This window comes from Aquiflexum gelatinilyticum, from assembly GCF_024813435.1.
GTDB classification, from domain to species: Bacteria; Bacteroidota; Bacteroidia; order Cytophagales; family Cyclobacteriaceae; genus Cognataquiflexum; species Cognataquiflexum gelatinilyticum.
In genome coordinates this window covers 258,303-280,511 of record NZ_JANAEZ010000003.1, presented here as the reverse complement: position 1 = coordinate 280,511, position 22,209 = coordinate 258,303, and the positions used below count along the sequence as shown (strand labels likewise).

The 22,209-nt window shown below is 40.7% G+C and carries 21 protein-coding genes; 10 read left to right on the top strand and 11 right to left on the bottom strand.

Annotation, left to right across the window (positions count from 1 at the left end):
* Positions 1-89 precede the first annotated feature (89 nt).
* From NK987_RS09140 to NK987_RS09125, 4 genes are all read right to left on the bottom strand, one after another.
* The gene (locus NK987_RS09140; RefSeq protein WP_259263596.1) at positions 90-1,046 is read right to left on the bottom strand and encodes a GNAT family protein; all 957 of its coding nucleotides are present in this window, start codon (positions 1,044-1,046) and stop codon (positions 90-92) included.
* A gap of 233 nt (positions 1,047-1,279) precedes the next feature.
* Complete coding sequence (locus tag NK987_RS09135; protein ID WP_259263595.1) at positions 1,280-2,743, bottom strand: hypothetical protein; 1,464 nt, start codon at positions 2,741-2,743, stop codon at positions 1,280-1,282.
* 286 nt (positions 2,744-3,029) lie between these two features.
* Positions 3,030-3,533 carry a winged helix-turn-helix domain-containing protein gene (locus tag NK987_RS09130; protein ID WP_259263594.1) on the bottom strand — a complete coding sequence of 168 codons (504 nt, stop codon included), beginning with the start codon at positions 3,531-3,533 and terminating at the stop codon, positions 3,030-3,032.
* Between the two features lie 607 nt (positions 3,534-4,140).
* The gene (locus tag NK987_RS09125) at positions 4,141-4,851 is read right to left on the bottom strand and encodes a DsbA family oxidoreductase (protein WP_259263593.1); all 711 of its coding nucleotides are present in this window, start codon (positions 4,849-4,851) and stop codon (positions 4,141-4,143) included.
* 45 nt (positions 4,852-4,896) lie between these two features.
* Between NK987_RS09125 and NK987_RS09120 the strand changes: the two genes are divergently transcribed.
* Positions 4,897-5,064: a hypothetical protein gene (locus tag NK987_RS09120; RefSeq protein WP_258422710.1), complete on the top strand. Its 168-nt coding sequence runs from the start codon at positions 4,897-4,899 to the stop codon at positions 5,062-5,064.
* A gap of 77 nt (positions 5,065-5,141) precedes the next feature.
* Here NK987_RS09120 and NK987_RS09115 read toward each other — a convergent pair whose 3' ends face one another.
* Entirely contained in the window at positions 5,142-6,251 is a 1,110-nt protein-coding gene (locus tag NK987_RS09115) for a Fic family protein (RefSeq protein WP_259263592.1), read from the bottom strand.
* 48 nt (positions 6,252-6,299) lie between these two features.
* Here NK987_RS09115 and NK987_RS09110 point away from each other — a divergent pair, with 48 nt between their 5' ends.
* The 9 genes from NK987_RS09110 (at position 6,300) to argH (ending at position 16,480) form a co-directional block, all read left to right on the top strand.
* Positions 6,300-7,565: an aminotransferase class V-fold PLP-dependent enzyme gene (locus NK987_RS09110; RefSeq protein WP_259263591.1), complete on the top strand. Its 1,266-nt coding sequence runs from the start codon at positions 6,300-6,302 to the stop codon at positions 7,563-7,565.
* A gap of 467 nt (positions 7,566-8,032) precedes the next feature.
* Entirely contained in the window at positions 8,033-8,713 is a 681-nt protein-coding gene (locus tag NK987_RS09105; protein ID WP_258422707.1) for a GNAT family N-acetyltransferase, read from the top strand.
* A gap of 44 nt (positions 8,714-8,757) precedes the next feature.
* Positions 8,758-9,954, top strand: coding sequence for an argininosuccinate synthase (locus NK987_RS09100; protein WP_258422706.1), 1,197 nt, complete (start codon positions 8,758-8,760; stop codon positions 9,952-9,954).
* Positions 9,941-10,909 (top strand): N-acetyl-gamma-glutamyl-phosphate reductase, encoded by a 969-nt coding sequence (argC, locus tag NK987_RS09095; protein WP_258422705.1) that lies wholly within the window; start codon positions 9,941-9,943, stop codon positions 10,907-10,909. The genes NK987_RS09100 and argC overlap by 14 nt, the downstream gene beginning before the upstream one ends.
* Positions 10,910-10,919: 10 nt before the next feature.
* Positions 10,920-12,050, top strand: coding sequence for an aspartate aminotransferase family protein (locus NK987_RS09090; protein WP_259263590.1), 1,131 nt, complete (start codon positions 10,920-10,922; stop codon positions 12,048-12,050).
* A 54-nt stretch (positions 12,051-12,104) separates the two neighbouring features.
* Positions 12,105-13,055, top strand: coding sequence for a Rossmann-fold NAD(P)-binding domain-containing protein (locus tag NK987_RS09085; protein WP_259263589.1), 951 nt, complete (start codon positions 12,105-12,107; stop codon positions 13,053-13,055).
* A 51-nt stretch (positions 13,056-13,106) separates the two neighbouring features.
* Entirely contained in the window at positions 13,107-13,907 is an 801-nt protein-coding gene (gene argB / locus NK987_RS09080) for an acetylglutamate kinase (RefSeq protein ID WP_258422702.1), read from the top strand.
* A 29-nt stretch (positions 13,908-13,936) separates the two neighbouring features.
* Positions 13,937-15,019: a M20 family metallo-hydrolase gene (locus NK987_RS09075; RefSeq protein ID WP_259263588.1), complete on the top strand. Its 1,083-nt coding sequence runs from the start codon at positions 13,937-13,939 to the stop codon at positions 15,017-15,019.
* Positions 15,020-15,142: 123 nt separating this feature from the next.
* Positions 15,143-16,480 (top strand): argininosuccinate lyase, encoded by a 1,338-nt coding sequence (gene argH, locus NK987_RS09070; protein ID WP_259263587.1) that lies wholly within the window; start codon positions 15,143-15,145, stop codon positions 16,478-16,480.
* Positions 16,481-16,512: 32 nt separating this feature from the next.
* Here the strand turns inward: argH and NK987_RS09065 are convergent, their stop codons facing one another.
* The 6 genes from NK987_RS09065 to NK987_RS09040 form a co-directional block, all read right to left on the bottom strand.
* Entirely contained in the window at positions 16,513-17,085 is a 573-nt protein-coding gene (locus NK987_RS09065; protein WP_259263586.1) for a YceI family protein, read from the bottom strand.
* Positions 17,086-17,232: 147 nt separating this feature from the next.
* Positions 17,233-17,757 (bottom strand): hypothetical protein, encoded by a 525-nt coding sequence (locus NK987_RS09060; protein ID WP_258422698.1) that lies wholly within the window; start codon positions 17,755-17,757, stop codon positions 17,233-17,235.
* A 12-nt stretch (positions 17,758-17,769) separates the two neighbouring features.
* A complete protein-coding gene (locus tag NK987_RS09055) occupies positions 17,770-19,065 on the bottom strand; it encodes a hypothetical protein (RefSeq protein WP_258422697.1) in 1,296 nt (431 codons plus the stop codon).
* Between the two features lie 12 nt (positions 19,066-19,077).
* On the bottom strand, positions 19,078-19,653 hold the full coding sequence (locus tag NK987_RS09050; RefSeq protein ID WP_259263585.1) for a YceI family protein: 576 nt from the start codon (positions 19,651-19,653) through the stop codon (positions 19,078-19,080).
* A gap of 199 nt (positions 19,654-19,852) precedes the next feature.
* On the bottom strand, positions 19,853-21,523 hold the full coding sequence (locus NK987_RS09045) for a DUF6909 family protein (protein WP_259263584.1): 1,671 nt from the start codon (positions 21,521-21,523) through the stop codon (positions 19,853-19,855).
* A 101-nt stretch (positions 21,524-21,624) separates the two neighbouring features.
* A complete protein-coding gene (locus tag NK987_RS09040; RefSeq protein WP_259263583.1) occupies positions 21,625-22,143 on the bottom strand; it encodes a DinB family protein in 519 nt (172 codons plus the stop codon).
* Positions 22,144-22,209: the final 66 nt, after the last annotated feature.

Sequence of the window (22,209 nt, the reverse complement as noted above, 5' to 3'; positions counted from 1 at the left end):
CTCAATTCTCATTTCCTCAAAAAATAACCGCTAACCTCAATTCTACGTGCTTATCCCTTAATTTTTCATTCATAATTCACCATTCTAAATTACCCAAACTCCCACACCTTCCCCATATACAACACCCCGCCAAAGCTTTCTTTCCATTGCACAAGGCTTTCTTTTGGCAAACCTGTTTTTGGATCGGTGACGCCCCCAAGGTCAATGTATTTTTCTCCCACATGCCGCATCAGATAACCTATTAAGAGATCCACCGCCCTGTTTTTTCTGCCATCATCCGTTGAAGCGATGTATTGTGTCCTCGCCACTTCAGGGTGGGAAAACACGGTTACTCCTGCTAAAATTTCCCCTTTGTGATAGGCATTGAATTGACGGATTTTCCCCGGATTGTTTGCAGCAAGGTATTCAATTTCAGCCAAGGTGTGTACAGGTTCATAGCCCAATACCTGCTTGTGGTAAGGCATCAGGATTTCATCCCAAAACGTCACAAAACCATCGTCTTCTTCAATATGAATCCCCATATTCATGGCCTTCTGTACACCCCACCTTTTGCCCCTGTCCGAAATCACCTTTGGCAACTCGATGGCATAATTGGGATCCTCATCCACCAAAACCCCGCCACAAGAAACCATAAGGGACTCATTGTCGGTTTTTTGGGAGTGATAAAATTCCGGAACTGGCTTGACACGGATCCTTGTAAATCCTTTTTCAGAAAGGAATTGCAGGGATCTGAGGATGATTTCCTGCTGCTTGACGAAATCAATCCCGTTTCTGAAAATCCATCCCCCAAAGGTCAATCCCTGATGGGATAAAAATGTTTTTTCATAGCTGTTGCCCGGCAATACAGCCACCAATTCCTCCCCTTCTTTAATCAAAAGAGAGACATCAGTAAAACGGTCTCTATGGTAATCCATAAAATTCCTCGAATGAAGAAATATCCCATTGGAACTGTTTTCAACCAGTTCATTCCAAGACTCAAAATCAGATGGAGAATAGAATTTTATTTCCAAAGCTGTAAAAATTGGGTGAATAGTGTAATTGTGCATAGATGCATAACTTTATGAATATGATCAGAAATCAGGATGGAAAAAAAACTTCCTGCTACCGAAAGAATATGAAAATTAATGTCTGTTACTTCAATAAATCTGTTGAAAACCTGTTTCTATTTGTGGTAAATTACCCTTTCTACCTATGAGGTTAAAAAAATGCCGATGATCGTCATCCCTATAGTCATTAGTGCGGTAACAAATAAAATTTGCACTTAATCGACCTTTCCCTTTCAAGCTCCGGAAACAGAAGAAACCGGTTTATTCCTCCGGTACTCCTCTCTCTTATATCGCAACTTCCCTTTCCAGGCTAAAAATACCAAAAATGTAAAAACTATCCCGCCGATGAAATATACCTCAAAAGACATCTTGTGGCCAAAATGCATCCAATACCTTTGAGCAGGAAAGCTACCCATAGCCTCCTTACCCATTGCCAAAGCTTTTTCCATGCCGGGTACATTCATTGGTAACCAAAACAGGGATATCAATACATTGACAATACCGATCACAATCAAGTCTTTGTTGACAATCCTATACCTCCTGACTGCTTTCAAAAGCAGTACCACTATGAATGGGAAAAAAGCCAACAGCAACCTTGACTCCGGGTGTAGCGCAAAAATAAACATCAATATGCCTACTGCTGTCATCCCCATTCCGAGCTTTGCGGCCTCCTTCACCATCCTTGGAAAAAAAGCCAGTGCAAATGGAATGAGAAAGCCAAAAAACATCAAATGGCCAACGAGAAAATCTCCCGGAAACCGTAAGGTGTCAGCTACCATTCCCAAGAAAATTGAGCCTGGTTGAATTGACCTATTATTACCTGACAAGAGAAAAATCACAAGCACAAACACCAAAAATATCCCCACCAACCTTCCCATTTTTTGAGATTTGGTTTTTTTCACCAGCAGGACATAACTCTTGCCCCAGTCCACCGGATTCCTTACCATCATGCCCAATACAAACAAAACCAGGCTGAAAATTGAACCAAGATAGAGGACACCGTTCCAAAAACTTAGGGTTTCAAACCTCCCTGTAAGAAAACCCAGCATCACCAAAAATCCCAATAGAAATGAAGAAACAACAACCGGGAAAACTGACTTCGGCCTTTCTTCAGTATACAGCAACAGCGGCTCACTCGGCAAAAACAAGAGCAACAATCCCGTTATCATCATCGTCGGCCAGACAAACCCGGCAACAATAGAGACCAAAAAAAGCTTTTGACGGTTGATTTTAATAAAATAATTGGCCTGACCAATCGCCAACATCATGGTAGGAAGATCGGTTGAGAAGGGATTATACCAAGGTTCTTTGAGTACTGCAAAATTCACAAACAACAACACAAAGCCCAAAATGCTCAAACTATTTCCTAGCTGAAGTTTAGATGCCAAGGAGAAATACCAATAAACCCCCAAGCCAAGAAACAAAAAATGCAGAACCAACATCCCCCGGATCAGGTTGTCATTGCTTTTCACAATTTCAAACGCCCCAAACATCACATTTACAAAAGCAAATGGCATCACCCTTTGCATCTGAAACGCATTGTAGCTTCCCCCTTCTATTTTTTCTAGAAAATTTCCGGCTACATCTCTAAAAAAAAGCCCATCTCCCATGGCACCTTCGTTAACGGGGACTTTCTCGCCCACTATCTGAAAAAACACAACAGACAGAAGGGCAGCAATTAACGTGAATCTTATCAAGCTATCTTTGGGTTATATTAATTGTAATCTTTGTATTTGGACAATGATTTCGCCTACATTATAGGACTGAAATTCAAATCTAATCTATTTTTTCAAATCAGTGGATAGTCGCTTTTTTCAATTAATATCCATCAATATCCAATTTCAAATTAATATCAATAAATATCCAATATAAATCAATATCGAATATATACATTAGATTACTTGACGCTAACTATAAAAAACTCGGATAGATTGCAATTGTAGTGGCTATGGACTGTCGACCATGGTCTGTGGTCAAATTGATTTACCCAAACACCAGTAATCCCCCCACTTCCTCCAGTTCTTCTTCCAAAACAGACACTTTAATTCTCCTCTGTACTTTTTCATAAGTCTTGTTGACCAAAAATTCAAGGTATTCCTGATCAATCTCTTTCCCTATCAAAACCATCTCAATGGTACCTGAATCTATACCTTTGGCATAATCACCGATGATGTAAGCCCGCTCTACATTACCAAGCCGACGGACTACCTGTTCCAATAATTGGTCCAGACCCAAAAACTTGGAGACCATGTTTTTGATCTCCTGAAAGAAAGGATGTGTGTTGTTTGCCCGGTACATGATGGTCTTTCCCTCCTCACCGGATGTCAATAATCCGGCATCTGTCAACCTGTTGAGCTCCACCCGCACAGCATTGGTAGATTCATCAAACTCCTTGGCTAGTGAGCGCAGGTAGCTTGAATTGTTGTGTGAAAAAAACTTTAATAAAAGTTTAACCCGGGTTTTGGAAGTGACTATGGAGTCAAGCATTTTGTTGATCAGTAATATACATAAGCCAAAATTCCTCTATCTAAAAATGATCCAATCCGTAGTCTTCAATTTCCATCAACCTAATTAACAATTACCCAAATACATGTACTGTGTGTAACCGAAATAACCAATTACCATTAACCAAATACATGTACTGAGCGTAGTAGAAGTAACCAGAAAAAGCCCAGCTTCGCCCTCTCAGTCCCATAAATGAACCTACCAAGATGAGTAAATTTCTTACTCATGAGTAACAAAATTACTCGGGGAAAACAAAAAAACAAGTGCAAACAAATGATTTAAATCATGTACATAAGTCACTGATAAATAATAATTTATAAATATTCAGTTAAACAAAATAAAAAATGAAATTCAGCCTGAGATAAATGAATTTGGTATCAAATCCAAACCCTAAAAAAAATTTCAAAAAAATAAAGGGAATCCTCAGGACTCCCTTTTCGATGTTATCAATTCTCCCGAAAATGGTCCATTAAATAAAAATGGAACATTTAAAAAGGTCGCTATTTAATAGGTGTTTTAAAGTAAGAATTTATGAAGTACATCACCAAGGGAAAGGTGTGGACTGTCGACCAGGGACTGTTGACCCATGTCAATTACAATTTCCCTCTAAATCACAGTTATTCCCATCCTGACTTTCCGCAACCTGTAGCACAGGATTTGCCTTCACATAATCTTCCCAGGCTTTATGGATCGTTTCGTCAAAAACCTCCTTGGGTTGGGCGCCTGATATCCCATATTTCCGATCCACAACAAAAAAAGGAACTCCCCTCACACCTATTAACCTGGATTCGTAGATATCCTGCTCAACTTTCTCTGCAAATTCACCGGAATCCAGACACTCTGCAACCCTGCTTTCAGCAAGACCTACTTCCATTGCCAATGCTGTCAAAGTGGCTTTATCATCAATATTTGCTCCTTCCGTGAAGTAGGCTTTCAATAACCTTTCCTTCATTTCACCTCCTTTGCCTAGGGTCTTACCCAACTGAAGCAATCGGTGGGCATTCTTCGCATTGGCAACGACGGTTTTGTCCATGTGATAAACCAAACCTTCACCAGCAGCCATATCCACAACTTGTTGGGAAACCTGCTTTGTCTGCGCCATGCTCCATCCTTTGGTTTCTGATAGATATTCTAATGTAGATTTTGATGGATCGGTGACCATATCAGGATTGAGCAGAAAACTCTTCCACTCGACCTGAACATGATCTGCATATTCAAAATCCGCCAAAGCAGATTCAAGCCTTCTTTTTCCTATATAGCAAAAAGGACACATGATGTCCGACCAGATTTCTATTTTCATAATTCAGATAATTTTACTTCATTCATAAATCAATTTTAAAATGATATGGTTCAAAAATCAAATACAAAAGAATGTCCATCCTGTGCGATGGACATTGATCCAAAAGCTGAATTCTGCCCCATCTGCGAATACCATTTTCCAAAAAGAAACCCAGTTTACCAATGGATTGCCATACTGCTAGCCATACTGATGCTGATGTTGATGCTTTTTTAAACATCCTTCATTTTTCATTCTCAATTCTCAATTCTTCATTTATAATTTATCATTCTTAATTCTTAATTAACAATTCCTCAAACAAGCTCCAAATGCCTTTCAAGAGAATCCTTGACCGCATCTGCCACCATGTGGTAAAAAGCCTCAGGATTATTATCAACCTGCACGGCCTCCAAGGCCTTATAGTACGCTAACCTTGAAGTAAGGTCTCCCTTTAGGTTGGCTATTGTATAACCCTTCCTCAGCAAGATCAGATTCATCACCAGCCTGCTGCTTCTCCCATTTCCATCAATAAAGGGATGAATACTAACCAATCGTTCATGCATCTCAGCGGCCAAAATCACCGGATGCAGACGCTTCTTCTGCCTATCGTAATGGATAAAATATTCCTCCATCAATTTTTCAAGCAAAAATGGCTGAGGTGGAACATGGGCACTCCCGGAAATTCTCACAGGTACCGAACGGTATTTACCGGCATTATTCCTATCGATGCCTTTCAATATCAGGTAATGCAACTCCATCAAAACCCTTGGGCTAAAATCCAATTGATCGGTCACCAATTGATCCATATAGGAAATTGCCTCCGCGTGATTGATGGCCTCAAGATGCTCTCTCATGGATTTGCCCCCGATGGTAATCCCTTCATTGACCACAAGGTGAGTCTCCTGCAGGGTGAGCGTATTCCCTTCAATCCTATTACTTTCAAATGTATAAGCCACATTGAAAAATTCCTGCATTTTCTGCAATTGTGTAGGATTCAAAGGCCTTCTAGATTGCCATTTGCCTTTCAAATCATCGATATGCTTCAGCTTGTCTTGAATAGACGCACTCAATTCCTGCATGGTCAAAGACTGTTGCCCTGAAAGATAAGCAACCCTAGACTCAGCCAAAGCCAAAATCTCCCCCGCATTTTCTTCATAGGCCAACAAATTATAAACCTTCTCGGCCAGCCACATCTTTCTCGCCTCCTCAAATGGGATCTGAAGTACCTCAGCAAGCACCTTTAAATTATCTTCTGTCGGCAACCTGTTCCCTTTTTCATATTTAGAAATCAATGCCGGATCAATCCCTGTCTGAAAAGCCAGATTCCTAACCACTATTCCCTTTTCATTTCTTTTTTCAAAAAGAACTTCCGCTAATGTACTCACATTGTTGACTTTTAATTTGTTGACAAATTTATTCAACATTTTTTGGTTTAAAAATTTTTTTCACCATTTTGTTTTAAATTTCTCACCATGAACAAGCGGACATTCCTCAAAAACTTAACTTTTACCGGCATCGCCTCCTCTGCCTCATTTGAGGCCTTCTCCAAGACCATTGACGCTTATGCCCATATCCCTCCTGTAGACCTGGCAAAGGATGAAGATTTTTGGAGTAAGATCCGAGGCGGATACAAACTCAAGCCGGATTACATCAACCTAGAAAACGGGTATTATTGCTTTATACCCACAGAAACCCTCGAAAATTACATCAACCACATCCGGGAAATCAATTATCAAGGCTCATGGTATTTCCGGACTGTTCAGTGGGAAAACAAAGACAAAGCAGCAGCAAGGTTAGCCAAGGCCTTTGGAGGAAGTCCTGATGAAATTGCCATCACCCGCAATGCCACCGAATCCCTTGACATCATCATTTCAGGCTATCCTTGGCAAAAAGGCGATGAAGCCATATTTGCGCAGCAAGATTATGGCAGCATCCAAAACATGTTTATCCTTGCCTCACGAAGGCATGGCATCACAAACAAAATCGTCTCCATCCCAAACCATCCAAAAACGGATGAGGAAATAGTCAAGATCTACGAAGACGCCATCACTCCAAATACCAAACTGATGATGGTCAGCCACATGATCAACATCACGGGACAAATCATTCCCGTCAGAAAAATCTGTGACATGGCACACCGGCATGGTGTGGAAGTGATGTTAGACGGGGCACATTGTATTGCCCATTTTGATTTCAAAATCGAAGACCTCAATTGCGACTATTACGCTTGCAGCCTTCACAAATGGCTGAGTGTTCCCTTGGGCGCAGGATTACTTTACGTCAAAAAGGACAAAATAAATAAGATTTGGCCGCTATTGGCACCTTACGAACTCGACCATACCAATATAAAAAACCTTAACCACATCGGAACACATCCTGTCGCGACTGACCTAGCTGTGAACAATGCCTTGGACTATTTCGAAAAAATAGGAGCAGAGAGAAAAGAAGAAAGATTGAGATACCTACAATTATATTGGAGTGATAAGGTTAGAAATGTCCCAAAAATCAATGTCAATACCCCCGCTGACCCCTCCCGTTCTTGCGGCATTGCTAACGTGGGCATAGAAGGATTGGATCCCAATGAAATGGCAAAAATCCTGATGGAAAAACACAAAATCTATACCGTCGGCATCAATTATGCAGGCGTGGTTGGATGTAGAATCACACCAAATATTTATACCTCCACAGAAGAATTGGATGTTTTTGTCAATGCCCTGAAAGAAATGGCTAAATCTTAATGGTTTTTAAATTTTCATTCAAATTTTAACTCCATAAAAATTCCAAAACTTCAAATCAAATTTAAATTGATTTGAAATAACAAAAGCGAATTAAGGTTGCCAAAAAACCAAACATTCTATCGCATTATTACCATCAGTGTAAGATTACAGATGCTTATTGAAATAACTGAAATTAATTCTTGCATCTTGTTTTAAACCTTTTAACATTTGCACACGTTTTCAAAAAGCATGTCAAACCTTAATCTCATAGCAATCAAACTAACCGAAACAAAGATTTTGTCTTTGATAGTTGTTGCTATGCCATTTTTTACTCCATTGAGGAGGTTTAGGAACAGCTTCAGGGTGACATCCCTGACCTAACATTTGGTGTCCTACGTGGACGACCTACAATAGCACCTTCAATCTGTCATTACATCAAAAAGCTCGAAAGAGACTTATAACCATTCATTTATTCCCAATTGGACAAAATGGAAAACATTCCTTCCTTTATCATCAGACCTGCAACAGAAAAAGACGTAGTCTTTGCCGAGACCATCACCACCGAAATGGAAGAGTCAGCCAAAGCACGTGGAACGGGAATCGCAAAGCGTTCTCCGGAATACATAAAAACAAAAATGCAGGAGGGCAAAGCAGTAATCGCTTTGACCAAAGAAGGTATTTGGGCCGGTTTTTGCTACATTGAGGCATGGGGGCACGGTAAGTTTGTGGCCAATTCCGGTTTGATTGTTGCCCCCCAATTCAGAAAATATGGATTAGCCACTTTGATCAAAAATGAAATTTTCAAACTCAGCCGTACCAAATTCCCGGATTCAAAAATCTTCGGACTTACTACTGGTGCCGCTGTGATGAAGATCAACTCAAGCCTCGGTTATATTCCCGTTTCCTATTCAGACCTGACCGATGATGAGGAATTTTGGAAAGGCTGCAACAGCTGTGTCAATGTGGAAATTCTCAAAAGCAAAAACAGACAAAACTGCCTTTGCACAGCCATGCTTTATGATCCATCCAAAAAAGCTAAGGTGGAAGAGGTGGCTTTGAGGACGGATTTCAAGAAAAACATCAAGCTCTTTGAAAGGTGGACAAGACTTAAAAAATACGTCATGCTCAACCTCAAGAAAACCAAAGACAAAACCTTTAACCTATTTTAAACCTATTAAGCCCTATGCCATTGGCTTAAAAAATGATTTTACCAATGAAAAAAACAGTATTAGCGTATAGCGGAGGATTGGACACTACTTTTTGTGCACTTCATTTGACCAAAGACCTCGGCTACGAAGTCCATGCAGTATTGATCAACACAGGTGGATTTTCAAAATCAGAACTTCAGGAAATTGAAGAACGGGCAAACGGTCTAGGAGTAGCCTCCTTCACAGCATTGGATGTTACCAAAACCTACTATCAGGAAGTACTTAAATTTTTGGTCTTTGGTAATGTACTTAAAAACGCCACCTATCCCCTTTCGGTTAGTGCAGAGAGAATCCTCCAAGCGAAAACCTTGGCAGAATACGCCAAAAAAATCGGAGCAAAATCCGTAGCACACGGCAGTACCGGCGCAGGAAATGACCAAGTCCGTTTTGACATGATCTTTCAGACCATTGTTCCGGATATAGAAATCATCACACCCATCCGTGACCTCAAACTCAGCAGAGAGGAAGAAATAGCCTACCTCAAAAAACATGGCGTTTCCATGAATTTTGAGAAAGCAAAATATTCCATCAACAAAGGGATCTGGGGTACATCCGTCGGTGGCAAGGAAACATTGACTTCCAACCAAACATTGCCGGAAGAAGCTTGGCCAACCCAAGTAAGCAAAATCGGTTCAGAAGAATTGGTGATTGGATTCGACAAAGGAGAAATCAATGCTGTAAACGGCATCAGCTACAACAATCCTGTAGATGCCATCCTGAAAGTTCAGGAGTTGGCAGCACCCTATGGCATAGGAAGAGATGTGCACGTCGGAGATACCATTATCGGCATCAAAGGAAGGGTTGGTTTCGAAGCAGCTGCCCCTCTCATCATCATCAAAAGCCATCAATTGTTGGAAAAACATACCTTGACCAAATGGCAGACATTCTGGAAAAACCAGTTTTCCGAATTCTACGGCAACCATCTTCACGAAGGCCATTACCTCGACCCCGTGATGAGAAACATGGAAGCATTTTTGGAAAGCACCCAGGAATTTGTCTCAGGCACAGTGAAAGTGCTCCTCCATCCATACAGATTCCAATTGGTGGGAATAGAATCATCCCATGACCTGATGGCTTCCAAGTTTGGCAGCTATGGTGAAATGAACAAAGGGTATACAGGCGAAGATGTCAAAGGCTTTACAAGAATCCTTGGAAACCAAACTGCGATTTTCCATCAAGTAAACAACCATGAAGAAAATTAAAACAGCCATCATTGGGGCAGCAGGATATACCGGAGGCGAACTCCTTCGTCTCCTTTTACATCATCCTGCCTGCGACTTGGTGTATGTACACAGCAATAGCCAAAAAGGAAAAAAAGTAACCGAAGTCCATCCTGACCTGATTGGTGACACCGAGCTGGTTTTCACTGATAAAGTTAAAACAGAAGGTATCGAAGCTGTTTTCTTGGGTCTTCCCCATGGGGAAACCAAAGGTTTTTTGGAAAACCATACCTTTTCCACCGACACTGTAATCATTGACTTAAGCACGGATTTCAGAGACGAAAGCAATGGATTTGTTTACGGATTACCTGAAGTCAACAAACATAAAATCAAATCTTCAACCAAAATTGCCAACCCGGGTTGCTTTGCCACGGGGATTCAACTGGCATTGATTCCTGCTGTGGCCAAAGGTTGGGTTAAGGATACAGTCCAAATTTCGGGAATTACAGGAAGTACCGGTGCCGGTAAGAAATTGGCAGATACAAGTCATTTCAGCTATAGAACAGGGAATATGTCTGTTTACAAATTGTTCACTCATCAGCACCTCAAAGAAATCAAGCAAACTTTTGGTCAGCTATTTGCTGAGTTCAATCAGGAAATTCTTTTTGTCCCTTATCGCGGAAATTTCTCTCGCGGGATATGGATCACCGCTTACTTTCCTTTCGAAGGAGATTTGGATGATGCTAGAAAGGTGTACAAAGATTTCTATCATGATGCTCCATTCACGCATGTTTCGGATCAAGATATCGACATGAAGCAAGCGGTCAATACCAACAAATGCATCCTTCATTTACAAAAAGAAAAGGGGCAGTTGGTCATCTATTCTGCCATTGACAACTTGCTCAAAGGAGCCTCCGGCCAAGCAGTCCAAAATTTCAACATAGCTTTTGGATTGGAAGAAACTGCCGGGCTGCATTTAAAAAGTATCGCTTTCTAACCTATCAACCATGAACCTATTTGACGTATATCCTTTGATCAATGTCACCCCAGTAAAAGCGCTAGGGTCAAAACTTTGGGATGAAAAAGGAGACGAATACACAGACCTTTACGGAGGCCATGCTGTGATTTCCATCGGACACAGCCACCCCCATTTCAACCAAAGAATCAAAGACCAATTGGACAGGATCACTTTTTATTCCAATTCTGTCCATATCCCAGTCCAGCAACAACTAGCCAAGAAATTGGGGGAAATGTCGGGATATCCTGACTTCAATCTTTTCCTTTGCAACTCCGGAGCAGAAGCCAATGAAAATGCATTGAAATTAGCTTCCTTCGCAACAGGTAAATCCGGATTTATTTCATTTTCAGGTGCTTTCCACGGCAGGACTTCTGGTGCTGTTGTATTGACAGACAATCCAAAAATCGTAGCCCCTTTCAATCAAAGGGCTGATGTATTTATCCTTCCTTGGGAAAATATTGAAGCGGTAGAAAACCAGTTGAAAGTAGGAAACATTGCAGGAATCATCATTGAAGGTATTCAGGGTGTCGGCGGCATCCATGTTCCTTCCCCTAAATTTTTATTGGAGGTTTCAAGATTGGCAAAAACTTATGGCGCAAAACTGATCCTTGACGAAGTTCAATCCGGATATGGGAGAACAGGAAAATTCTTTGCACATCAATGGGTGGAAGGTTTGGTCCCTGATCTCATCACCATGGCAAAAGGGATGGGCAATGGTTTTCCAATTGGAGGCGTATTGATTCATCCTGATTTCAAAGCCTCCTACGGTCTTTTGGGGACGACTTTCGGAGGCAACCACCTAGCCTGTGCAGCAGGATTGGCAGTGCTTGAAGTAATAGAATCTGAAAATCTCCTGCCCCACGCAGAGAAAATGGGAGAATTCTTGATTTCGGAATTGAAAAAAATCTCCGGGGTGACCGAAGTCAGAGGAAAGGGACTTATGATTGGAGTAGACCTTGACAGGGACGCTGCCCCTGTTCGTTCTGAATTGGTGAGCAAATACAAAATTTTCACAGGCAGTTCAGCAGGAAAACAGACCATTCGATTGCTTCCACCTTTAAATATTGGACCGAATGAGCTATCTTCGTTTATAGGTAGTTTAAAAGAAATATTGAATTGATTTCAAATTCATACCCCATCCCATCCATTAATTTTGGATAGAAATTGAATAAAAATGATGCACTTTACCAAATTTGAAGATAAAGCCACCGCAGAAAAACTCATCCAAAAGGCACTTGATTACAAAAGGGATCCTTGGATCGATCAGGCTAAAGGTCAAAGAAAAAGAATTGGATGCATTTTTTTAAATCCCTCACTCAGAACAAGGGCGAGTACCCAAATTGCTGCACAACAACTCGGTATGGAAGCCATCGTCATGAACATGGACAAAGAAGGATGGGCATTGGAAATGCGGGAAGGTGTCACCATGAACAAAGGCACTGTCGAACATATTAGGGATGCAGCAGGTGTATTGGGTTCTTACTTTGACATCCTTGCGATACGGGCATTTCCTTCATTGACCAACAAGCAGGAAGATTTGGAGGATTTTGTTTTCAACCAATTTATCAAATACTCCGGAATCCCCGTCATCAGCCTGGAATCTGCGATCCGCCATCCTTTGCAAAGTCTGGCAGATATGGTGACCATTCATGAAAACCGGAATCAGGAAAGAAAACCAAAAGTTGTGCTTACATGGGCACCACATATCAAAGCCATACCCCATGCGGTCGCCAATTCATTTGCAGAATGGGCCATTGGATGCGGGCATGAGCTCACCATCACACACCCATATGGTTATGAATTGGATGAGAACTTTACCAAAGGTGCAAATATCGTCCTTGACCAAAAAGAAGCTTTGGCAGGAGCTGATTTTGTTTATGTCAAAAACTGGTCAGGATTCAATGATTATGGTAAAATACTAAATACGGACAGTTCTTGGATGCTGACAGAAAAGCATCTAAAACATGCCAAGAATGCCAAAATTATGCATTGCCTTCCTGTAAGGAGAAATCTTGAATTGTCAGATGAGATGTTGGACGGACCAAGAAGCCTTGTCATGCAACAGGCACATAATAGAATTTTCGCAGCCCAATCAGTGATCAGCCATATTTTGGATCAAAAATAATCTGGGGTCTAACCTTAGTGGAAAAACCCATCAGCTCAAACCTAACAAATCATGAATATCAGCATCATCAAAATCGGAGGAAATGTCATTGACTTTCCGGCAAAGTTGGAAGAGTTTCTCTTCCTTTTTTCCAGATTTCCGGGAAAGAAAATCCTTGTTCATGGAGGAGGAATTATGGCCACCAAATTTGGCGAAAGCCTCGGGGTTATGCCCGAAATGGTGGACGGAAGAAGGATTACCGACAAGGAGACCCTTGATATAGTGACCATGGTCTATGCAGGCCTGATCAACAAACAGGTAGTCGCAAAGCTCCAAGGGCTCAAACAAAATGCCATTGGTATGACCGGCGCAGACGGAAACCTGATCAGGTCTGATAAAAGACCTGTCAAAACGATCGATTATGGATTTGTGGGGGATATCAAGGAAGTCAATGTAGACCTGATCCAAATGCTCCTCGATAAGGATATCATTCCGGTGGTTTGTGCGATTACCCATGACAAGAAAGGTCAATTGCTCAATACCAATGCCGACAGCATCGCATCCGAGCTTGCCACCAACCTCTCCAAAAACCACAAAGTCAACCTTTACTATTGCTTTAATAAGTCAGGGGTCCTGATCGATGAACATAACGACAACTCGATCATCCCCATGATCAATGAGGAAATCTACGCTGAGCTCAAAAAAGAGAACGTCATCCACTCTGGTATGATCCCAAAATTGGACAACGCCTTCGCGGCCTTGAACAAGGGAGTCAACTTTGTTTGGATTGGAAAAGCAGAAAATCTTCTGTTAGCAGCAAAAGGAAAACTTTCGGGTACCACTATCGAAAAACACCGCTACGACTTATACTGACCTCGAGTCAGGTAAATTATAAATTCACTATGAATTACTCCAATCCTTCGTTCCAAAGTCTTTATGAAGAGGCCATCTCTTTGTTGGTTTCGATGATAGAGACTCCGTCATTTAGTAAGGAAGAGGAAAAAACCGGAGACTTAATTGCCGATTTTTTAGAGAAAATGGGCATCAAAGCCCACCGAAAAGGAAATAACATTTGGGCATTTAACAAGCTTTTTAATCCCATAAAACCCAACATACTACTTAATTCTCACCATGACACAGTCAAGCCAAATGCGGGTTATACCAAAGATCCTTTCAAAGCAATCATAGAAGATGGCCGAATTTATGGATTGGGAAGTAATGATGCAGGCGGATGTTTAGTAAGTTTGATTGGGGCTTTCTGTTATTTTTACGAAAAAGATATTCCCTATAACCTGATTTTGGCGGCTACGGCTGAGGAAGAAATATCGGGAAAAAACGGCGTAGAAAGTATATTGAACGAACTTCCGGAATTGGAACTCGCCATCGTAGGAGAACCAACTTTGATGCAAATGGCTGTGGCAGAAAAAGGACTGCTCGTCATTGACGCTACTGTAAAAGGAAAAGCAGGACATGCGGCAAGGGAAGAAGGTGAAAATGCGATATATAAAGCTCTGGATGATTTGAATAAATTGCGGGAGTACCAATTCAAAAAGGAATCTCCTTATCTGGGAAAAACCAAGGTGACCGCGACCATCATTCAAGCAGGTTCCCAGCACAATGTTGTCCCTGATACCTGTACCTATACACTTGACGTCAGAGTCACTGACAGCTATACTTTGGAAGAGGCACTCGCTGAATTAAAGAACATTCTTAAAGCTGAATTGAATCCCCGATCACTCCGGTTGAATTCCTCAAAAGTACCCGATGATCATAAAATATTGAAAGTAGGGAAAATGTTGGGTCTAGAAACTTACGGTAGCCCTACCCTTTCGGACCAAGCTTTGATTCCCTTTCCTTCAGTCAAAATCGGACCAGGGGACTCTGCACGTTCACATACCGCAGACGAATTCATTTATTTCAAAGAAATCCAAGAAGGCATCCAGGGATACATAACTTTACTTGAAAATTACTTCCAACTACCCTAAAATTACTCGAGTATTATTTCTACCTAATTTCAATTTATTTCAATTCTATTTCCGCCTTATTTCCATTTATTTCAAATAACTCAATAACCAGTAACTTATTAACCAATAACTCAATTACCAACCATGAAACTCTGGCAAAAAAATACGGGCTCAAAAAAAGAAGTTGAAAGATTCACTATCGGCAGAGATCCTGAATTTGATGTCATTCTTGCACCATTTGATGTTTTGGGTTCAATGGCACATGCCATCATGTTAGAAAAAATTGGCTTATTAGAAGCTGATGACCTGATAATGCTAAAAACAGGACTGAAAGAAATCTATCTGGAAATAGAAAAAGGGCAGTTCAAAATTGAAGAAGGTGTGGAAGATGTCCACTCCCAAGTTGAATTCCTATTGACACACAGGTATGGAGAAGCCGGAAAAAAACTCCACAGTGGCCGTTCCCGAAACGACCAGGTCTTGGTAGACCTCAAATTGTATTATAGGGCGGCCATCAGAGTAATCGTAGAAGCTACCGAGGAACTCTTTGGCTTATTGATCCAACTTTCAGAGAAACATAAAAACGATCTCATGCCGGGTTATACCCATACCCAATTGGCGATGCCGTCTTCTTTCGGTTTATGGTTTGGTTCTTTTGCAGAAGGTCTTACCGAGGATTTGGATTTGCTTTATGCAGCTTACAGACTCTCCAACAAAAACCCACTTGGTTCGGCAGCAGGTTATGGGTCTTCTTTTCCATTGGACCGGACACTGACCACAAAGCTTCTTGGGTTTGACGACCTCCACCACAATGTCATAAACGCTCAAAACAGCCGTGGTAAAACAGAAAAGACCATCGCTTTTGCAATAGCCGGTATTTCAGGAACTTTGAATAGATTGGCTGCGGATGTCTGCATTTTTATGAACCAGCATTTTGGATTCATCACCTTTCCGGATGACCTGACCACAGGTAGCAGCATCATGCCCCATAAAAAGAATCCCGATGTTTTTGAATTGATCCGTGCAAAAACCAACCAACTTCAAGGAATGCCGAATACTATCACTTTGATGTTGACCAATACCACCACAGGTTATCACCGAGACCTTCAATTGTTGAAGGAAGTTCTTTTTCCGGGAATTGAAAATTTATTGGATTGCATCAGGATGAGTACTTTCATGTTGAATGAAATAAAAGTCAAACAAAACATCCTTGCAGACCCATTTTTCAGACATGCTTTCAGCGTTGAAGTGGTCAATAATCTGGTATTAAAAGGAATGCCTTTCCGTGATGCGTATAAAAAAGTCGGCATGGATATAGAAAAAGGCGAATTCTATCCCGATCAGAACCAAGTGGCCCATACCCATGAAGGCAGTATCGGAAATCTTTGCTCAAATGAAATCACTGAAAAGATGGAAAAGGCAATTCAGAAGTTTGATTTTGAAAAAGTGAATGTGGCTTTGGAAAACCTAATGAAAATCTGAGCCAAATATTTTATTCTAACCGATGAGGATGGTCACTTCGTGAAATCAGTATTGAAATAAATTTTGGCGTCATCCAAAGTTTTTATCAAGCCCATCAAGTTGGTAGGTGTATTGATGTTGAAATCAGAAAATTTAATTGGCAATTCACCCTTAAAATTGATCCGATTTTCTTCCTGACTAACTTTCACAGGAAAATTTACTTCCTTGGTGATTCCTGCAATTGACAAATCTCCTCTCGCCTCCAAAAGAAAGCCCGAACCTTTGATTTCCTTCAGGCTAAAATTTATGTGTTTGTATTCTTCTGTTTTCAAAGCTTCATAGGCGTGCTTATCAAGTGCTTTGTTCCCGCTTTTCAAACTCTCAGATTCCATTTCTACCCAAAGACTTTTGATCTCTTTTAACTCTGTACCCTCTATCATAAACTGACCCTTCCCACTTGCAGCAGTAGATGTAAGGGTCCAGGTCCTGATATTTGATTTGCCCACGATTTTGAGTTCAGAAGATGGAGAAAGCGTGTAGGAAGTCTGTCCTTGCAGTGGATGAATAATCGAAGCCATCCAAACAAAACAAGCGGCTATAAGCATCAAAATTTTGGTATTTTTCATAGCTAATTTTGAAAATTGAAAGTTTAACTTTATTCAATAACAAACTCAGGTAATAACAGGAAAAGGGCTTGACTCTCTCAGTCTAAAAATATCATGCTCATTAAACCAATCTACTACAATAAAAAATGCATTTACCCGAAAACAAATTCAGAAACCTAATGTAAAATCTAAGGTAAGTTTTTCTTCAACTTTGACAAGTCCCCCCATTTTTTTTGGTGCTTCCAAATTCAGTTCTTCAAAACTCAAAATCAGATTTGCGTGAAGTCCTTCGGGAACTCTTTTCAAAACAAGGGATGAAAAATCTAATTTTTTTCCTACTAAGGTTACTGAAAGATCGCAGGTATAATGTCCATAATTGGACTTGAGGTTTTGTACTTTGACACGGGCTGAGGGGAATTTGTCTGATTTTATTGTATTTCTAAAATCCCGGTTTATCAAAAAATTGCCGCAGGAAAAATCCCTGACCGGGATATCAAAAACCATTTCTTTTGGTGTTCCTTCAAAGTCAATAAATAACGTATCCTTCAAGCCTACTTTTGAATAATCACAGCTAAATCCGCCGATCGAGGTCTGACCACTTACTGTGATCATCTTTCTGGTAACTATTACCTCTCTCTCTTTTGTTTCGGGATTCAGGAGAATCAAAATCAAGGCTAGAAGGATACGCATCATGCTAATTTATTATTAGAATCCAATTACACCTTCAATCATGAGGCCATTGAATTTACCGCCATTTCTGATATCTGTAGCAGCAAAGTTACTGTAGTTCTGCTGAACGTATTCCAATTTAGCTAAAACATTTTTGGTTACAAACCATCCGCCGCCGATCTGGATTCTGTCCAGGCTTACATCCAATCCTGATCCTGCTAATTTACCGTTGACTTCATTATACCTTCCTGCAACGTAGTATTTTTCGTTTCTACCAAATCTGTAGACAAGGTCAAGTCCAGTTTGTTTCCAAGTTCTGTCCACTGTTTCGTTAGCAGCCCTACCTTTTGATTGCTCGAAGTTACCAAAGAGTTCCAATCCGTGGAATTTAATGAAAGGGTTGACCACTAGGGCAGTGATGTTATTTGTTTGACCTGGGTTGATACGTCCTGAGGTGAAGTTGGCAGAAGTAGAAGCCAAGGTATTTTCCATCACTAGGTAATATCTTGAACCTGCACGGTCACCACCCCACAAAGTGTTTCTTGCTGAACCTGAAGTGGTGTAGACAGAACCTGTCAATCTCACTCTCAAATCGTCAGAAAGTTGTTTGTCGTATCCCAATTTACCGATAAATGAAGGCTTTCTTGCAGCAGGATTTGTTACACCACCTTGAATTTCACCACCTGTGACAGCAGCCATGGCCAATATACCGTTAGATTGGAAGAACAACTCACCACCAACTTCTGTAGTGAAAGCATCCATAATGTAGTTTCCGATGAACGGGTTGTACATAGCGTTACCGTTGTCAGTTCTTCGGAATTGGGCATCACCATAGTTAATCTGCATGTGTCCCACTCGTAGTGTAAGGTATTTATCAAACCAGTCGGTATTGCCTACGTTTAGAAAGCTCAATTTATCCACCTGTAAGTAGCCACCTTTTACCCAGGTTTCAGGGTGGTGTCTAGAAGACAAGTAAGCAATCAGGTTCAATCTCAAACCATCTGCCAAGGCCACGTCAATGTTAAGGTTGGCAGTGGCAAGGTTGGTACCTGCACCGATATCTGCTAATTTGTTTAGGTTCACATTATTGGCATTCAACACTTCATTTGCAGTGTTTGAATGGCTTAGGTTTTGCCATTGTTGGGTGAAATGACCCCCAATACGAACTTTCATTCCTTCATATTCGATAGTATCAGCTTTTCCGGTTTCGAAAATATTGATACCTCTTTGGTCATAAGGTCTCCAGAATTGCAAGTCTCTCTGTAGTCCTTGGGCAAATGTGGATAAGGATAACCCCACAAAAGCGATCGCAGCAATAAAATACTTTTTCATGATGTAAAGGTTTTAATTGATAGGTTGAAATGTTGTTTTAAATGATATTTTGACTTCGTCTCTTGTTTTTACAGTTCCCATCAAGGCCGTTGGCGGAGTGATGGAAAACGTTGTAAGTTTTGTATCAAAGCTTCCTTCAAAAGTAAATTTGTTTCCACTTTGGGTAACTTTGACAGGAAATGATGCAGGTTTTGTGACTCCCGCGATTGTAAAATCGCCTTTTGCCTGAAAACTGCTTCCGCTGCCAGTGATCTCTTTTAAAGTGAAGCGGATTTCTTTGTTCTTGCTTGTGTCTAGGGCCTTGTAAGCGTTGTTGTCCAGACCCTTCGTCCCACTTTTTAGACTTTCAGCCTGGGCAGATACCGAAGCACTTTTCACGCCTTTGAGTTGGTTGCCTTCCACTACCAAAAGGGCTTCTCCTTTTGCGGTATTGGTCGTCATAGTCCAGTCATGCAAACTAGATCCGCCGTCTATTTTTAAAGTTGGTGAGGCTGAAAGCGTGTACTTAGTTTGTGCTTGAAGTGTCGAAATTGCTGATATCAGGATAAAAACCATTATCGTTGATATCGTCTTCAATCTGTTTTTCATAATCAGTTGTGTTTGTTTGATGATGCTAAATTGGGGATATGCATCTCATTAAAACATGATGAAAATCATTAAATAGTATGATTTATCGCACAACGATATTTTATGGAATATAGCAAAATAAAAAAACAGAATCTCCTCCTATAATCAAGAGAAAATTCTGTTTTTCAACAAAAAATCACAATAAAATAAATACTATATTTTATTTGAATAATTTTTCCAAAATTTTATATGTTATTAGATAAGTCGGACGGACCCCCTCCATACCCAATGCGCCTGATGCAAGGGTACTTCCTGTCTCCAAAGGATTGTCAGATGCGTAATACGCATAAAGCACTTTTACATTTTTTGAGATGTTCTGCCTGATCTTACTTTCTGATTGAATGGCCTTCTGATAATGTGCCCCTTCCATTTCCAAACCTATGGCCTGCCAGCTTGATTCCATCAAGTAGCTAAGTACATCCTTGTTTTGAAGTGAAGTACCTAAAACCGTAAACATGGTACCCTCAAACACGCCCAAGCCATATCCTTCAAAGTCTTGTTTTTTCAATTCATTCCTGATAGGATAATTGTCAGCTGTTCCTTCAAAAACATGGCTTGTGGGGATCATGATGTCCCCTTTTTTTCCGGTAAGGATTCCTGCTTTTCCCATAATAGAAGCTGAAAGCACATTCAAAGGATAAGACTTACCATTGATATGGTCATAAGGTTTGAGCAATTCATCAAAGCACTCATAAGCCTGCTCACCAAATGCATAATCCATGATCAGAATCACAGGTTTCTTTTTGTCTTCTTTAGCGATTTTGACTCCGGGAATAAGGGAATCATTGGACATTTTGGCGGTATCAATGAGCTGCACGTTGATATTGGTACCTGAAGTATCATGAACTTCAATGAGGCCATTTTTCAAAGCAAAGTTCCAAATCTCTTTGCCTTTATTAACTTTTGCCCCGGTACTGATATCCATGGCGATTTTTTCTATTTCTTCGAAAGAATTTAATCCCAATGCCTGATGTCCATAGATGGTGTTAGCCACACTATGGAGATTGGCAGAGATAATATGGATTGGCCTTTCTATCAATCCCGCTTCAAAAAGAACTGATTTGATCGCATTGGCCCATAACTCCCCGTATACGTGATGCCCAACCCGCTGTCTCAAAGTAGACGAAAAGGATATCTCCCTGTCTTTGCCGTTGAAAAACTCATCTATAGCAAGTTTTCCTAAGTGGTATACAATCGAAAAAAGGCTGCTTGTGTGCGGAGAAGATTCAAATTTCTGAACAGCCTCGTGGGTCTCATCAAATGTCCTTCCGATCACATGACTGAGATAAGAGCAAGCCACTTCTCTGTCAAACTCCTCACCGTTCACTTCTTTCTCGACTGTTTTTTCCAACATTTCCCAGTTTAGGTCTATTCTTCCTTTATGGTCTGTGCTGTTGGACTTGATTTTTTCTGATTCGATATAAAGAAAAGTAATGTGCGTGAGGATATCATAAATATCTGATCGACCGCGGGTCATTTCGACATACATCTGATCCTGATCCACACGGTAACAGTTTCTTTTCCGTTTGGCAGGGACGATAGCTGAAAAAGTAGAGTTTTCATATCCTTCCCTGCTGATCAACCTGATATAGCGACATTGTTCGATTCCTCTCGGAAGGCGCTCCATGACGTACAATAACCCGTCCAATTCAATCTTTTCATCGTCGCCCAAAAGCCCGTAAATCTCCGGACTCAACACCAAAAGTGAATCTACAAGCGACTCACCGGAAACTCCCATCGGCTTGTAAGAACCCCTCATAAACAGGTGTCTCATGGTGATATAGAGTTTTTCGATGGCTGCCCGTGATTCTTGTGCGCGTGTTCTTTGCATAGTTTTTAAAATTTTTTTATTGGATAAATTCTACAAACTTAATCATTTTTACCCAATCTCTAAGGTTAAATTTTCATTATCCTTACTTTCGAGGCAGTAACTCAGGCATATTTTTGTCTCAAAACATTCAGATGATGTTGGGCATGACCGGCAATAATATGAAAGAGCGCACGGACTGAAACTTGAAACCCATTGGCATTTCCGATATTGGAATAGGAAGATTCCGGCAGGTAATTCAAAAGTGAGACCAATGCCTTTCTTGACAATTCAAAATCTTCCAACAATGTCGAAAGCGGGATTAGGTTAAAATCAGCAGTAGCCACATATTGGTCTTGGTCAAAACCGGGAAGAGATGCTTTTTCGCCTCTTGCAAAGCACAAAGCCCTGAATGTCATGATTCTATCCGTATCTATAATATGTCCCAAAACCTCTTTGGAAGTCCATTTTCCAGGCTCATAAGCCAAAAGGCTTTTTTCCTCTCCCATTTCCTGATAAAAATTTCTGATCTCTGTCACTTGCTCCAAAAGTAAAACAGGAATATCCTTCCCTTTTACCCAAGACACATATCCGGTATAATATGACTGGTATTCACCTTCGCGGGGTACTAATAATTCGTTCATGTAATTCTGTTTTAAAATTGAGGTATCTAAAGGTAAATTTAACCCATTCACCTTGAGCATTACCCA

What these genes read in the sequence shown, in the direction of transcription:
- NK987_RS09140 (WP_259263596.1), bottom strand. Translation starts at nt 1,046, where the DNA reads ATGCACAATTACACTATTCACCCAATTTTTACAGCTTTGGAAATAAAA.
- NK987_RS09130 (WP_259263594.1), bottom strand. Translation starts at nt 3,533, where the DNA reads ATGCTTGACTCCATAGTCACTTCCAAAACCCGGGTTAAACTTTTATTA.
- NK987_RS09125 (WP_259263593.1), bottom strand. Translation starts at nt 4,851, where the DNA reads ATGAAAATAGAAATCTGGTCGGACATCATGTGTCCTTTTTGCTATATA.
- NK987_RS09120 (WP_258422710.1), top strand. Translation starts at nt 4,897, where the DNA reads ATGGTTCAAAAATCAAATACAAAAGAATGTCCATCCTGTGCGATGGAC.
- NK987_RS09115 (WP_259263592.1), bottom strand. Translation starts at nt 6,251, where the DNA reads ATGTTGAATAAATTTGTCAACAAATTAAAAGTCAACAATGTGAGTACA.
- NK987_RS09110 (WP_259263591.1), top strand. Translation starts at nt 6,300, where the DNA reads ATGAACAAGCGGACATTCCTCAAAAACTTAACTTTTACCGGCATCGCC.
- NK987_RS09105 (WP_258422707.1), top strand. Translation starts at nt 8,033, where the DNA reads ATGGAAAACATTCCTTCCTTTATCATCAGACCTGCAACAGAAAAAGAC.
- NK987_RS09100 (WP_258422706.1), top strand. Translation starts at nt 8,758, where the DNA reads ATGAAAAAAACAGTATTAGCGTATAGCGGAGGATTGGACACTACTTTT.
- argC (WP_258422705.1), top strand. Translation starts at nt 9,941, where the DNA reads ATGAAGAAAATTAAAACAGCCATCATTGGGGCAGCAGGATATACCGGA.
- NK987_RS09090 (WP_259263590.1), top strand. Translation starts at nt 10,920, where the DNA reads ATGAACCTATTTGACGTATATCCTTTGATCAATGTCACCCCAGTAAAA.
- NK987_RS09085 (WP_259263589.1), top strand. Translation starts at nt 12,105, where the DNA reads ATGATGCACTTTACCAAATTTGAAGATAAAGCCACCGCAGAAAAACTC.
- argB (WP_258422702.1), top strand. Translation starts at nt 13,107, where the DNA reads ATGAATATCAGCATCATCAAAATCGGAGGAAATGTCATTGACTTTCCG.
- NK987_RS09075 (WP_259263588.1), top strand. Translation starts at nt 13,937, where the DNA reads ATGAATTACTCCAATCCTTCGTTCCAAAGTCTTTATGAAGAGGCCATC.
- argH (WP_259263587.1), top strand. Translation starts at nt 15,143, where the DNA reads ATGAAACTCTGGCAAAAAAATACGGGCTCAAAAAAAGAAGTTGAAAGA.
- NK987_RS09065 (WP_259263586.1), bottom strand. Translation starts at nt 17,085, where the DNA reads ATGAAAAATACCAAAATTTTGATGCTTATAGCCGCTTGTTTTGTTTGG.
- NK987_RS09060 (WP_258422698.1), bottom strand. Translation starts at nt 17,757, where the DNA reads ATGATGCGTATCCTTCTAGCCTTGATTTTGATTCTCCTGAATCCCGAA.
- NK987_RS09055 (WP_258422697.1), bottom strand. Translation starts at nt 19,065, where the DNA reads ATGAAAAAGTATTTTATTGCTGCGATCGCTTTTGTGGGGTTATCCTTA.
- NK987_RS09050 (WP_259263585.1), bottom strand. Translation starts at nt 19,653, where the DNA reads ATGAAAAACAGATTGAAGACGATATCAACGATAATGGTTTTTATCCTG.
- NK987_RS09045 (WP_259263584.1), bottom strand. Translation starts at nt 21,523, where the DNA reads ATGCAAAGAACACGCGCACAAGAATCACGGGCAGCCATCGAAAAACTC.
- NK987_RS09040 (WP_259263583.1), bottom strand. Translation starts at nt 22,143, where the DNA reads ATGAACGAATTATTAGTACCCCGCGAAGGTGAATACCAGTCATATTAT.